This is a genomic window from Stenotrophomonas sp. 17(2023) (assembly GCF_030345315.1).
Classification (GTDB): domain Bacteria; phylum Pseudomonadota; class Gammaproteobacteria; order Xanthomonadales; family Xanthomonadaceae; genus Stenotrophomonas; species Stenotrophomonas acidaminiphila.
Window position 1 is genome coordinate 2,742,572 of the sequence record NZ_CP128405.1, and the last position, 13,057, is coordinate 2,755,628.

Annotated in this window: 9 protein-coding genes; 3 read left to right on the top strand and 6 right to left on the bottom strand. The window is 70.3% G+C overall.

Annotation, left to right across the window (positions count from 1 at the left end):
* Nucleotides 1-37: 37 nt before the first annotated feature.
* The 5 genes from QQA12_RS12400 to cysD all read right to left on the bottom strand — a co-directional run bounded on the left by QQA12_RS12400 (nucleotide 38) and on the right by cysD (nucleotide 7,946).
* Complete coding sequence (locus tag QQA12_RS12400) at nucleotides 38-574, bottom strand: GNAT family protein (protein WP_226049465.1); 537 nt, start codon at nucleotides 572-574, stop codon at nucleotides 38-40.
* Nucleotides 567-3,692 carry an efflux RND transporter permease subunit gene (locus tag QQA12_RS12405; protein WP_054667287.1) on the bottom strand — a complete coding sequence of 1,042 codons (3,126 nt, stop codon included), beginning with the start codon at nucleotides 3,690-3,692 and terminating at the stop codon, nucleotides 567-569. Before QQA12_RS12405 ends, QQA12_RS12400 begins: the two co-directional genes overlap by 8 nt.
* Complete coding sequence (locus QQA12_RS12410) at nucleotides 3,689-4,711, bottom strand: efflux RND transporter periplasmic adaptor subunit (protein WP_226049942.1); 1,023 nt, start codon at nucleotides 4,709-4,711, stop codon at nucleotides 3,689-3,691. Before QQA12_RS12410 ends, QQA12_RS12405 begins: the two co-directional genes overlap by 4 nt.
* A 443-nt stretch (nucleotides 4,712-5,154) precedes the next feature.
* A complete protein-coding gene (gene cysN / locus QQA12_RS12415) occupies nucleotides 5,155-7,035 on the bottom strand; it encodes a sulfate adenylyltransferase subunit CysN (RefSeq protein ID WP_226049466.1) in 1,881 nt (626 codons plus the stop codon).
* Nucleotides 7,035-7,946, bottom strand: a complete 912-nt coding sequence (gene cysD / locus QQA12_RS12420) for a sulfate adenylyltransferase subunit CysD (protein WP_233324881.1) — start codon at nucleotides 7,944-7,946, stop codon at nucleotides 7,035-7,037. Before cysD ends, cysN begins: the two co-directional genes overlap by 1 nt.
* Nucleotides 7,947-8,152: 206 nt before the next feature.
* Between cysD and QQA12_RS12425 the strand changes: the two genes are divergently transcribed.
* The 3 genes from QQA12_RS12425 to QQA12_RS12435 are packed head-to-tail and all read left to right on the top strand — an operon-like array spanning nucleotide 8,153 to nucleotide 12,514.
* Nucleotides 8,153-10,042 (top strand): assimilatory sulfite reductase (NADPH) flavoprotein subunit, encoded by a 1,890-nt coding sequence (locus tag QQA12_RS12425; RefSeq protein ID WP_054667293.1) that lies wholly within the window; start codon nucleotides 8,153-8,155, stop codon nucleotides 10,040-10,042.
* A 37-nt stretch (nucleotides 10,043-10,079) separates the two neighbouring features.
* Entirely contained in the window at nucleotides 10,080-11,786 is a 1,707-nt protein-coding gene (cysI, locus tag QQA12_RS12430; RefSeq protein ID WP_226049467.1) for an assimilatory sulfite reductase (NADPH) hemoprotein subunit, read from the top strand.
* Nucleotides 11,783-12,514: a phosphoadenylyl-sulfate reductase gene (locus QQA12_RS12435; protein ID WP_226049468.1), complete on the top strand. Its 732-nt coding sequence runs from the start codon at nucleotides 11,783-11,785 to the stop codon at nucleotides 12,512-12,514. The genes cysI and QQA12_RS12435 overlap by 4 nt, the downstream gene beginning before the upstream one ends.
* A gap of 79 nt (nucleotides 12,515-12,593) precedes the next feature.
* On the opposite strand, the gene QQA12_RS12440 is transcribed toward QQA12_RS12435, so the two are convergent.
* Nucleotides 12,594-13,034 carry a BLUF domain-containing protein gene (locus QQA12_RS12440; RefSeq protein WP_226049469.1) on the bottom strand — a complete coding sequence of 147 codons (441 nt, stop codon included), beginning with the start codon at nucleotides 13,032-13,034 and terminating at the stop codon, nucleotides 12,594-12,596.
* Nucleotides 13,035-13,057 lie beyond the last annotated feature (23 nt).

Sequence of the window (13,057 nt, forward strand, 5' to 3'; positions counted from 1 at the left end):
CGATTCTTCCACGATTGCAGGGCCCTGTGCAGGGCGGTCACGACCCCGGCGGCCACGCCCGCAGGCGGGCGAAGCAGCGCATGTCGTGCAGTACGCCATCCTTGAACACGGCCTGGCGCTCCAGGCCTTCCTCGATGAAACCGGTCTTGAGCAGCACCCGCGCCGAGGCGGGATTGCCGGCCATGACCTGTGCCGCCAGCCGGTACAGGCCCAGTTCGTCCATCACCCACGGCGCGAAACCGTCCACGACCGTGGTCATGATGCCCTGCCCCCAGTGGCGCCGCCCCAGCCAGTAGCCCAGGGTCGCGCCATGCCGGCGCTCGCCGCTGCCCTGCTGCACGCCGATGCCGCCGCAGGCCTCACCGTCGATCTCCAGTGCGAACACCTGCCCGGACAGGTCCAGCACCTGCCCGGACAGGAACGCTTCGCCGTCGGCACGGGTGTAGGGATAGGGGAAGCGCGTGCCCAGCCCGCGCGACACCGCCGCATCATCGGCATGCCGCAGCAGCGACTCCAGGTCGTCCGCCCGCCAGTGGCGCAGCCGTACCGCGCCGATGGCGGGCGGCTCACGCATGCCCGCCCACCGATGGCGTGTCGCGTTCCTGCCTGGCCAGCTCGTTGGCCACCGTTTCCGGCGACTGGGTGTAGGGTGCCAGCAGCGCGTAGAACGCCGGCACCACGAACAGCGACAGGAAGGTGGAGACGGCGACGCCGAAGATCACCACGATGCCGATGGTGCCGCGGCTGGCCGAACCCGGGCCGCCGGCCAGCACCAGCGGCACCGCGCCGACCACGGTGGCGATGGAGGTCATCAGGATCGGGCGCAGGCGCACCGTCGATGCCTCGACGATGGCCTGGTGCACGTTGCGGCCCTCGTCGCGCAGCTGGTTGGCGAACTCCACGATCAGGATGCCGTTCTTCGCCGCCAGGCCGACCAGCATGACGATGCCGATCTGGCTGAACAGGTTGAGCGTGCCGCCGCTGACGTACAGGCCGATGAAGGCGCCAAGCACGCCCAGCGGCACGGTGAGCATGATCACCAGCGGGTGGATGAAGCTCTCGAACTGCGCGGCCAGCACCAGGTAGACCACCAGCAGCGCCATGGCGAAGGTCAGCAGCACCGCGCCACCGGCGCTCTGGTACTCGCGCGACTCGCCCTTCCAGTCGATCTGCGCGTACTCGGGCAGTTCCTCGCGCGCCACCTGCTGCACCCAGGCGATGGTCTCGCCCAGCGTGTGGCCGGGGGCGACGCTGGCGCTGATGGTGATCGAGCGCAGCCGGTTGAAGCGGTTCAGGGTGCCGGCCTCGGCCACCTCGCTGAGGCTGACCAGGTTGGACAGCGGCACCAGTTCGCCCGAACGCGCACGCACCTGGATCGCGGCCAGGTCGGCCGGCGACGCGCGGCCCTCGCGGCCGGCCTGCACCAGTACGTCGTATTCCTCGCCGTTGTCGACGAAGGTGGTGACGCGGCGCGAGCCCATCATGGTTTCCAGCGCGCGGCCGATGTCGGTCACGCTCACGCCCAGGTCGGCGGCACGCTGGCGGTCGATGTTGACCCGCATCTGCGGCCGGGTTTCCTTGTAGTCCGAATCGGCGCCGACCAGGCCCGGGTAGTCGGCCATGCGTGCCAGCAGGCGGTCGCGCCACTGCGCGATCTCCGCGTACTCCGGTCCGCCCAGCACCACCTGGAACGGCTGCCCGAAGCTGCGCACCAGGCCGCCGCCGACCTGGGTACGCACGCGCACCCCGCTCAGTCCATCCAGTTCCTTCTGCAGTGCGCCGGCGACATCGGCGGTGGCCTCCTCGCGCTGCCGCCACGGCTGCAGGAACACGCTGATGCGGCCGGTGTGCATTTCCTCGCTGTTGCCCCAGCCGCCCGGCACGCGCGGGTTGGCGCGCACGATGGGCTCCTCGGGGCCGACGAAGCGGTCGACGATGCGCTCGACCTGCTGCACCTGGCCGACGGTGTAGTCGAAACCGGCGCCTTCCGGGCCGTCGATGATGATCTGGAACGAACCACGGTCCTCGGCCGGCGCCAGCTCCGAGGGCAGCAGCCGGAACAGGCCCCAGCTGGCACCCAGCGCGGCCAGCATCACCAGCCCGAACACCCAGCTGCGCTGCACGTGGCGGTCCAGCACGCGGCCGTAGGCCGCCGCCACGCGCGCCAGCTGGCGGTCGACGAAGCGGTTGATGCGGCTGGGCCGGCGCTCGCTGTGCGGCCTGAGCAGCTTGGAGGCCATCATCGGGGTCAGGGTCAGCGCGACGAAGGCCGACAGCGCCACCGCCGCGGCCAGCGCCACCGCCAGCTCGCGGAACAGGCGCCCGGTGTTGCCCTCGAGGAACCCCACCGGCAGGAACACCGCCACCAGTACCGCGGTGGTGGCGATCACCGCGAACGCCACCTGCGTGGTGCCGCGCCGCGCGGCGACCAGCGGCGGTTCGCCCAGGTCGATGCGCCGCTGCACGTTCTCCACCACCACGATGGCGTCGTCCACCACCAGGCCGATGCACAGCACCAGCGCCAGCAGGGTGAACAGGTTGATCGAGAAGCCGAAGGCGAACAGCGCGATGAACGCCGCCACCAGGCACACCGGCACCGTCACCGCCGGGATCAGCGCCGCGCGCAGGCTGCCCAGGAACAGCCAGATCACCACCAGCACCAGGAGCATCGCCTCCACCAGGGTGGCGTAGACGCGCTCGACCGCCGCCTCGATGAACGTGGTGTTGTCGAAGGCGACGAAGATCCGGGTGCCGGCCGGCAGTGTCCTGGCGATGCGTTCGGCCTCGGCGCGGGTGGCGCGGGCCACGTCCAGCGCGTTGGCGGTGGAGGTCTTGACGATGCCCATGCCGATGCCGGGCTCGCCGTTGCTGCGGTAGTAGGCGCGGCGCTCGGCCGAGGCCAGTTCCACCTTGGCCACGTCGCCCAGCCGCACCACGTAGCCGTCGCTGCCCTTGCCCAGCGGGATGCTGGCGAAATCGGCCGGGGCCACGTAGCTGCGTTCCACGCGCAGGGTGAAGTCGCGGTCGGTCGATTCGATGCGGCCGGCCGGCAGTTCCACGTTCTCGCTGCGCAGCGCCGCTTCCACCTCGCCCACGGTCAGGCCGCGCGCGGCCAGCTGGTCGCGGTCCAGCCAGATGCGCATGGCATAGCGCTGGCGCCCGCCGATGCGCACCTGGGCCACGCCGTCGATGCTGGAGAAACGATCGACCACGTAGCGCTCGGCGTAGTCGCTGAGCTCCAGCGTGTCCATCGTTGAGGAGCTCATGTTGAACCAGATGATCGGGTCGGCGTCGCTCTCGACCTTGGCGATCTCCGGCGGGCGCGCCTCTTCGGGCATGCGGTCGGCGACGCGGCTGACCGCATCGCGCACGTCATTGGCGGCAGCCTCGATGTCGCGGTTGGCGGTGAATTCGATGCTCACCGACGCGCGGCCGTTGGTACTGCGCGCGTTGATGGTGTCGATGCCCTCGATGCCGGCCAGGGCGTCTTCCAGCACCTGGGTGATGCGGCTCTCGATCACCGCGGCCGAGGCGCCGGTGTAGTCGACCGACACCGAGACGATGGGCGGGTCGATCGCCGGCAGCTCGCGCAGGGTCAGGCGGTTGAAGGACATCAGCCCCAGCACCACCAGCAGCAGGCTCATCACCACGGCCAGTACCGGCCGCTTGATCGACAGGTCCGACAGCTTCATTCGGTGCGGGCCCCGGCGGCGGCCGGTTCGGCCTTGGCATCGGCGATGCGCAGGCCCGGGCGCAGCTTGCCGGTACCGTCGACCACGATGCGCTGCCCGGCTTCCAGGCCCTGCATGATCTCGACCACGCCGGAACGGCGGGTGCCGGTCTTCACGTCGACGCGCTCGACGGTGGCGTCGCCCTTGACCCGGAACACGTAGGAATCACGGCCGACCTGGACCACCGCGATCTCGGGGATCACCAGCGCCTTGCGCTCGGGGCGGAACACGCGCACGTCCAGCAGCATGCCCGGGCGTAGCGCATGGTCGGGGTTGGAGAAATCGGCGCGCACGGTGACCGCGCGGCTGCCCGGGTCGACGCGCGCATCGATGGTGCTGACCACGCCTTCGAAGCTGCGCCCCGGGTAGGCGATGCTGCTGCCGCTGACCTTGTCGCCGGGCTTGAGCGAGGCCAGCTCGGCTTCCGGCACCTGGAAATCGACATGCATGCGCGAGATGTCGTCGAGCGTGGCGATGACCGTAGCCGGGGTGACCAGCGAGCCGGGGCTGACCTGGCGGATGCCCAGCACGCCGGCGAACGGCGCCCGCACCTGGCGATCGGCCACGTCCGCGCGCATCTGCCGCACCCGCGCCTCGGCGGCGTCACGGATCGACTTCTGGGTGTCCAGGGTGGAACTGGCGACCAGTTGCTGGGTGGCCAGCTCGCTCTGGCGCCGGTACAGGCGGTCGGCTTCATCGAAGGTGGCCTGGGCCTGGGCCAGCGCGGCCTGCTGCGCTTCGATGCGCAGGGTCACCAGCGGCGCGCCGGCACCGACTTCCTGGCCACTGTCGAAATGCACCGCGTCGATGATCTCGCTGACCTTGGCGGTGACCGCCACCGACTCCCGCGCCTTGGTGGTGCCGATCGCCTGCAGGGTGTCGTTCCAGGCCGAGTGCGTGACCACCTGGGTGGTCACCGGCACGGTGCCGCCCTGTGCGCGCGGCGCATCGCCGGCACCCCGACCGCAACCTGCCAACATCAGCACCACGACAGTGCCACCGGCCAGGGTGGCCGCAAAACGCCCCAACATACGCAGTTCCGTCCAATACACGATCGGGCAGTCTAGCCGGCACCGGTGAAGGGCCGGATGTGCCATTGGGTGGGGCCATGGCACAACCCGGGGCTGGGCATCCATTGCCTGGCGTTATGGCCGGGGACGGCCCCGCGACGCGTGGCCGGGAAGCCGGGCCGCCGCGACGGGCAGCGCGGGGCCCGCGCGGGGCGTGACGGATGCAGGCGCCGCTGGAGGGACGCCCGGTGCGCGCCGGGCCAGCGCCCATTCCCCCTGACCGGGGGCCTGCATCCGTCGGGAGGCGGGCGGGCGCCGCAGGCCATGGCCAGGCCGATGGCGCGGGCAGCATCGACGGCGCATGTGCAACCCGGCCCAGCCCCCCCAGGGGCGGACCAACCCGGGCCGGCGTCTTAGCGCAGCGCCAGCCGCACCACCTGGTCGGCCATCGCGTCCAGCGCCTCGCCGTCGGCATACAGGTGCAGCTCCGGTGCTTCCGGCGGCTCGTAGGGCGAATCGATGCCGGTGAAGTTGGGAATCTGCCCGGCCCGCGCCTTGCGGTACAGGCCCTTCACGTCGCGCGATTCGGCGACCTCCAGCGGCACGTCGACGAACACCTCGATGAACTCGCCCTCGGCGAAAAGCTCGCGTGCCATCTGCCGCTCCGCACGGAACGGCGAGATGAAGCTGACCAGCACGATCAGCCCGGCGTCGACCATCAGCCGGGCCACCTCGGCCACGCGGCGGATGTTCTCCACCCGGTCCTCGTCGGTGAAGCCCAGGTCGCGGTTCAGGCCATGGCGGACGTTGTCGCCATCGAGCAGGAAGGTGTGGCAACCGCGCGCATGCAGGCGCTTCTCGACCTGGTTGGCGATGGTGGACTTGCCGGCGCCGGACAGGCCGGTGAACCAAAGCACCCGCGGGGCCTGCCCCTTGATCCGCGCACGCGCGGCCCGGTCCACGTCCAGGTGCTGCCAGTGCACGTTGCCGGCACGGCGCAGGGCGAAGTCCAGGGTGCCGGCGGCGACGGTGGCGTTGCTCTGGCGGTCGATCAGGATGAAGCCGCCCAGCGCGCGGTTGCGCGCGTAGGGTTCGAAGGCGATCGGCTCGTCCAGCGACAGGTTGCAGTAGCCGACCTCGTTCAGCTCCAGCCGCTTGGCCGCCAGCTTGTCCTGCGTGTTCACGTCGATGCGGTGCTTGATCTCGCTGATGCTGGCAGCCACGGTGCGGCTGCCGATCTGCAGCCAGTACGGCCGCCCGGGCAGCAGCGCGGCATCGTCCATCCACAGCACGTGCGCGGCGAACTGGTCGGCCACCTCGGGCGGGTCGCCGGCGGCGGCGATGACATCGCCACGGCTGACGTCGATCTCGTCGGCCAGGACCAGGGTCACCGCCTGGCCGGCACGGGCGACGTCCAGCCGCCCATCCGGGCCCAGCACCTCGCGCACCGTCGAACGCCGCGCCGACGGCAGCACCACCACCGGGTCGCCGCCACGCACCTGGCCGGCGGCCAGGGTGCCGGCGAAGCCACGGAAATCCTGGTGCGGACGGTTCACCCACTGCACCGGCAGGCGCAGGCCGCCACCGGCGTCATGGCCGGCGATGGCCACCGTGTCCAGGTGTTCGAGCAGGGTCGGGCCGGCATACCACGGCATCAACGCCGAGCGCGCGGACAGGTTCTGCCCTTCCAGCGCCGACAGCGGGATGGCCTGCACGTGGGCGATGCCCATCTGCGCGGCCAATGCCGCGTACTCGCCGGCGATACGTTCGAACACCGCCGCGTCGTAATCGACCAGGTCCATCTTGTTGACCGCCAGCACCACCTGGCCGATGCCCAGCAGCGAGATGATGTAGCTGTGGCGGCGGGTCTGCTGCAGCAACCCCTTGCGCGCGTCCACCAGCACCACCGCCAGGTCGGCGGTGGAGGCGCCGGTGGCCATGTTGCGGGTGTACTGCTCGTGGCCCGGGCAGTCGGCGACGATGTACTTGCGCCGGTCGGTATCGAAATAGCGGTAGGCCACGTCGATGGTGATGCCCTGCTCGCGCTCGGCGGCCAGCCCGTCCAGCAGCAGCGCATAGTCGATGCGCTCGCCCTGGGTGCCATGGCGGCGGCTGTCGGCCTCCAGCGCCACCAGCTGGTCGTCGAACAGGCGCTTGCTCTCGTACAGCAGCCGCCCGATCAGCGTGCTCTTGCCGTCATCGACGCTGCCGCAGGTGATGAAACGCAGCAGGGGCTTGGATTCGTGCTGCTGCAGGTACGTGGCGATATCGGAAGACGTTGCCGGTGCGTTCATCAGAAATAGCCCTCCAGCTTCTTCTTCTCCATCGACGCGGACGGATCGTGGTCGATCACCCGGCCCTGCCGCTCGGAACTGGTGGACACCAGCATTTCGGCGATGATCTTCTCCAGCGTGTCGGCCTGCGATTCGATGGCGCCGGTCAGCGGGTAGCAGCCCAGCGTGCGGAAGCGCACCCTGCGCTGCTGCGGCACCTCGCCCGGAAGCAGCGGCAGGCGCTCGTCGTCGACCATGATCAGGCTGCCGTCACGCTCGACGACCGGGCGCTCGGCGGCGAAGTACAGCGGCACCACCGGGATCTTCTCGCGGTAGATGTAGAGCCAGATGTCCAGCTCGGTCCAGTTGGACAGCGGGAACACGCGCACGCTCTCGCCGGGGTGGATGCGCGCGTTGTACAGGTTCCAAAGCTCCGGGCGCTGGTTCTTGGGGTCCCAGCGGTGGCGGTCGTTGCGGAACGAGAACACGCGCTCCTTGGCCCGCGACTTCTCCTCGTCGCGCCGCGCGCCGCCGATGGCCGCATCGAACTTCCACTTGTCCAGCGCCTGCTTCAGGCCCTGGGTCTTCATCACGTCGGTATGCACGGACGCGCCATGGCTCACCGGGCCGATGTCGCGGGCGATGCCATCGGGATTGATGTGCACGCGCAGGTCCACGCCGGTCTCGGCGACACGGCGGTCGCGGAAGGCGATCATCTCGCGGAACTTCCAGCGCGTATCCACGTGCAGCAGCGGAATCGGCGGCACCCCGGGCGCGAATGCCTTGAGCAGCAGGTGCAGCAGCACCGAGCTGTCCTTGCCGACCGAATACAGCAGCACCGGGTTGGCAAAGCCGGCCGCGACCTCGCGCAGGATGTGGATGCTCTCGGCTTCCAGCCGGTCGAGGTGCGACAAAGGGACGGTAACGGTCATTGCGGAAGTGTCAGCGGCTGCACGTGTAAGAACGGTGGAAGGGTAACAGCGCAGGCAGGCGCTAGTCCCCCGACGGGACGGCGAGTGTGCGCCCCACCCACCCCGCGCAGAAATAAACGCAGGGCATGAACCGATAACCGCGCATCCTTTCACGTGCATCACGCCACTCCCTAGCATCGGTCATCCCATCCCAGACCGGACAGCACATGACCGCCGTCGCCACCGCCGTGCCCCCCAGCCCCCTGCCCGAGGACCGCAGGGTGCTGCTGGCGCGCCTGGTCGAGGGCCTGGACGGCAACAGCCTGTGGTGGCTGTCCGGCTTCGCCGCCGGGATGGCCCAGGGCCATCCGCCACCGTCGCTGGCGGTGATTCCCGGCGGCCCGCCCGCCGCGCAGGCCGCGGGACGCCTGACCATCGTCTACGGCAGCCAGACCGGCAACGCACGCCGTGCCGCCGAGCAGCTGGCCGGCGATGCCGAGGCCGCGGGACTGGCGGTACGGCTGCTGCGCGCCGATGCCTACCCCACCCGCGAGCTGGCCGGCGAGCGCCTGCTGTACATCGTCATCAGCACCCAGGGCGAGGGCGATCCGCCGGACGACGCCATCGGCCTGGTCGAATTCATCGCCGGCAGGCGCGCACCGAAGCTGCCCGGACTCAGGTATGCCGTGCTCGGCCTGGGCGATTCCAGCTACGTCGATTTCTGCGGCATCGGCCGCAGGCTGGATGCGCGCCTGGCCGAACTGGGCGCGCAGCGCCTGCAGCCGCTGGGCGAGGCCGACCTGGACATCGACAGCGTGGCCGTGCCCTGGCGGACCCGGGCCCTGGCCGATGCGCGCCAGGTGCTGGGCGAAGGCGTCGCGGCGGCCACCAGCAACGTCACCCCGCTGCGTCATGCCCAGGGCAGCGCACATGGCGCCGCGCATCCGTTCCCCGCCGAACTGCTAGCGCGGCAACTGATCAGCGGCCGCGACTTCAAGGGCCCGGGCTATGGCCAGTACGGCCGCATCGACAAGCGCGTGCATCACCTCGAACTGTCGCTGGAAGGCAGTGGCCTGCACTACGAGCCGGGCGACGCGCTGGGCATCGTCCACCGCAATCCGCCGCAACTGGTCGATGCCATCCTCGCCGCCACCGGGCTGGATGGCGACACCGGCGTCAGCCACGACGGCCACGAGCGCCCACTGGCGCAGTGGCTGGGCGGGCACCGCGAACTGACCCGCATCTCGCGCCCGCTGCTGGCCAGCGTGGCCGAACGCAGCGGCAACGCCGACCTGGCCGGCCTGCTGCAGCCGGCCCGCGGCGACGAACTGGCCGCGGTGTTCGCCGACCACCAGCTGGTCGACGTGCTGCAGCGCTGGCCGGCCGACTGGGATGCCGCCGCCCTGGTCGCCGCGTTGCGCCCGGCCGCGCATCGCCTGTATTCGATCGCCTCCAGCCGCAAGCGGGTGGGCGAGGAAGTGCACCTGACCGTCGACGAACTGGCCTACGACGCGCATGGCCGCGGCCATGTTGGCGCCGCCAGCGCGTTCCTCGCCGCGCTGGAGGAAGGCGCGCAGGTGCCGGTGTTCGTCGAGCCGAACGAACGCTTCCGCGTCCCTGCCGACGCCAGCCGCGACATCATCATGATCGGCCCGGGTACCGGCGTGGCGCCATTCCGTGGCTTCGTGCAGGAGCGCGCCGAGACCGGCGCCAGCGGCCGCAACTGGCTGTTCTTCGGCGCGCGCCACTTCAACAGCGACTTCCTCTACCAGGTCGAGTGGCAGGAGGCACTGCAGAGCCGGCAGCTGCATCGCCTCGACCTGGCCTTCTCCCGCGACCATCTGAAATCCCCGCACATGGATGTGCGGGCTGCTGCGGGGGACCCGCACCAACGAATCTACGTGCAGCACCGCCTGCGCGAGCGCGGCCGCGACCTGTACGACTGGCTGCAGGGTGGCGCGCACCTGTACGTATGCGGCGCCATCGCCATGGGCAGGGACGTGCACGCCGCCCTGCTGGAGGTGATCGCCGCGCACAACGGCGGCGATGCCGACGCCGCGGCCGACTACCTGTCCGCGCTGCAGCGCGAAGGCCGTTACGCCCGCGACGTGTACTGAAGCCGCCGCCGCGGCCCACACAGCCATTGGACAGACCATGAGCCACCCTTCCGTCGAAAAGATCAAACGCGAAAGCCGGCGCCTGCGCGGCACCATCAGCGAAGGCCTGCTGGATGCCAGCACCGGCTCGCTGGGCTTCGAGGACCAGCGCACCATCAAGTTCCACGGCAGCTACCAGCAGGACGACCGCGACCTGCGCGACGAGCGCCGCCGGCAGAAGCTCGAGCCCGCGCACCAGTTCATGATCCGCATCCGCGCGCCGGGCGGCGTTTTCACCCCGCAGCAGTGGCTCGCGCTCGACCGCATCGCCACCACCTGGGGCAACCACTCGCTGCGGGTGACCACGCGCCAGACCTTCCAGTTCCACGGCGTGATCAAGCGCGAACTGAAGGCGACGATGCAGGCGATCAACGCCGCGGCGCTGGATACGGTCTCGGCCTGCGGCGACGTCAACCGCAACGTGCTCGGCGCCAGCAACCCGCTGCAGTCGGACCTGCATGCGCAGGTACACGAATGGGCGCAGCAGCTGTCGCTGCGCTTCCGCCCGGCCACCCGCGCCTATTACGAGATCTGGCTGGACGAGGAGAAGGTGGCCGAAAGCGGGGTCGAGCATGAACCGCTGTACGGCGAGACGTACCTGCCGCGCAAGTTCAAGATCGCCGTGGCGGTGCCGCCGCACAACGACGTCGACGTATTCGCCAACGACCTCGGCCTGGTCGCCATCGTCGACGGCGCCGGCAACCTTTCCGGCTTCAACGTCGCCATCGGCGGCGGCATGGGCGCCAGCCACGGCATCGCCGCGCACTACCCGCGGGTGGGCAACGTGATCGGCTTCGTGACGCCGGAACAGGTGTTCGCCATCGCCGAGGCCGCCATCTCCGTGCAGCGCGACCTAGGCGACCGCGAGGAACGCAAGCATGCGCGTTTCAAGTACACCATCGACGACCATGGCACCGATGCGATCGTGGCGCTGATGCAGGAACGGGCCGGCGTCGTCCTGCAACCGGCGCGGCCGTTCCGCTTCGAGCACAACGGCGACCGTTTCGGCTGGGTCGAGGGCGGCAACGGGCTGTGGCACCTCACCCTGTCCCTGCCCAGCGGGCGCATCGCCGACACCCCGGGCCGGCCGCTGCTGACCGGCATGCGCGAGATCGCCCGCGTCCACCTGGGCGAGTTCCGCCTGACCGCCAACCAGAACGTGATCATCGCCGGCGTGCCGGCGGCGCAGCGCGCGCTCATCGACGCGCTGGTCGTGGAGCATGCGCTGGACCTGGAAAACAACGCGCCCACCGCCACCGCGCGCACTGCGGTGGCATGCGTGGCGCTGCCGACCTGCGCGCTGGCCATGGCCGAGGCCGAGCGCTACCTGCCCGGCTTCCTCGCCGCGCTGGAACCGCTGCTGGCCCGGCATGGGCTGCGCGAGGCGCCGATCCTGCTGCGCGTGTCCGGCTGCCCCAACGGCTGCTCGCGTCCGTACCTGGCCGAGATCGCCCTGGTCGGCCGCGCACCGGGCCGCTACAACCTGTTCCTCGGCGGCGACCACCGCGGCCAGCGCCTGAACACGCTGTACCGCGACAACGTCACCGAGGCGCAGATCCTGCAGGCACTGGAGCCGCTGCTGGCGCGTTATGCCAGCGACCGCGAGGCCGGCGAGCGCTTCGGCGACTTCCTGCACCGCAGCGGGCTGGTCGAACTGCCGCCCTACCCCACCCACCGCCAGATTGCCGTGGAACTGCACGCATGAGCGCCCTGCCCCTGTCTTCCCGCGACCCCGCGAGCACTGCCGCCACCGAGGACGTCGCCACGCTCGACGCGCGGCTCGAGGCGATGGACGCAACCGCGCGCGTGCGCTGGGCATTGCAGCACCTGCCGGGCACACACGTGCTGTCCTCGAGTTTCGGCGCACAGTCGGCGGTGACCCTGCACCTGCTCAGCCGCCAGCAGCCGGACATCCCGGTGATCCTGATCGACACCGGCTACCTGTTCCCGGAAACCTACCGCTTCGCCGATACGCTGACCGAGCGCCTGGGCCTGAACCTGAAGGTGTACCGGCCGCTGGTCAGCCGCGCGTGGATGGAGGCCCGCCACGGCCGCCTGTGGGAACAGGGCCTGGTCGGCATCGAGCAGTACAACAACCTGCGCAAGGTCGAGCCGATGAAGCGCGCCCTGGACGAACTGCAGGCCGCCACCTGGTTCACCGGCCTGCGCCGCAGCCAGTCGGCCGGCCGTGCCGCCACGCCGGTGCTGCAGCGTCGCGATGCGCGCTGGAAGGTCAACCCGATCGCCGACTGGAGCGACCGCGACGTGTGGCAGTACCTCAAGCAGCATGACCTGCCCTACCACCCGCTGTGGGAACAGGGCTATGTCTCCATCGGCGACTACCACACCACCCGCCGCTGGGAGCCGGGCATGCGCGAGGAAGACACCCGCTTCTTCGGCCTCAAGCGCGAGTGCGGGCTGCACGAGATGTAAGCACTGCGGGCGGGCAATGGTGCCCGCCGGGGGACGCTGTGGGCAGCCGCCGTGTGGGCGTTGCCCACCTGGAGCGGGCTCAGCAGAGCGCGGCTTCCTGCTGCTCCCAGAACGCCAGCAACCCGCGCAGCCCCGGGGTATCGCCGGCGTGTGCCAGGTCCTCTTCCAGATAACGCGCTTCCTGTTGCCACTGGCGGCTGCTCAACTGCAGCAGCACGCTGCCGTCGGTACGCGCACAGCCCATGTGCCACTGCATGAAATGCAACTTCTCCACCGGCCCGTCCTGCAGCACGTCCAGTTCGACATGCATGCGCGACTCGCGGATGCGTGCGTAGATCCGTTCCACGCCGGCGTCCGGCCCTTCGAAATACTGGAAGAAGCGCTGGCCATCGTAGAGCAGCACGCCGGTGACGCCTTCCATGCGGTTGTGTGCGCGCGCGTCGACCAGCAGGTGGTCGAGGTCGGCCGGGGTCAACCCGGCCACGGCGGTACTGGTGTAGGCCACGGCCCGGTGCGTCATCTGCGGTTCCCTGCTCCGTCCCT

What these genes read in the sequence shown, in the direction of transcription:
- QQA12_RS12400 (WP_226049465.1), bottom strand. Translation starts at nt 574, where the DNA reads ATGCGTGAGCCGCCCGCCATCGGCGCGGTACGGCTGCGCCACTGGCGG.
- QQA12_RS12405 (WP_054667287.1), bottom strand. Translation starts at nt 3,692, where the DNA reads ATGAAGCTGTCGGACCTGTCGATCAAGCGGCCGGTACTGGCCGTGGTG.
- QQA12_RS12410 (WP_226049942.1), bottom strand. Translation starts at nt 4,711, where the DNA reads ATGTTGGCAGGTTGCGGTCGGGGTGCCGGCGATGCGCCGCGCGCACAG.
- cysN (WP_226049466.1), bottom strand. Translation starts at nt 7,035, where the DNA reads ATGAACGCACCGGCAACGTCTTCCGATATCGCCACGTACCTGCAGCAG.
- cysD (WP_233324881.1), bottom strand. Translation starts at nt 7,946, where the DNA reads ATGACCGTTACCGTCCCTTTGTCGCACCTCGACCGGCTGGAAGCCGAG.
- QQA12_RS12425 (WP_054667293.1), top strand. Translation starts at nt 8,153, where the DNA reads ATGACCGCCGTCGCCACCGCCGTGCCCCCCAGCCCCCTGCCCGAGGAC.
- cysI (WP_226049467.1), top strand. Translation starts at nt 10,080, where the DNA reads ATGAGCCACCCTTCCGTCGAAAAGATCAAACGCGAAAGCCGGCGCCTG.
- QQA12_RS12435 (WP_226049468.1), top strand. Translation starts at nt 11,783, where the DNA reads ATGAGCGCCCTGCCCCTGTCTTCCCGCGACCCCGCGAGCACTGCCGCC.
- QQA12_RS12440 (WP_226049469.1), bottom strand. Translation starts at nt 13,034, where the DNA reads ATGACGCACCGGGCCGTGGCCTACACCAGTACCGCCGTGGCCGGGTTG.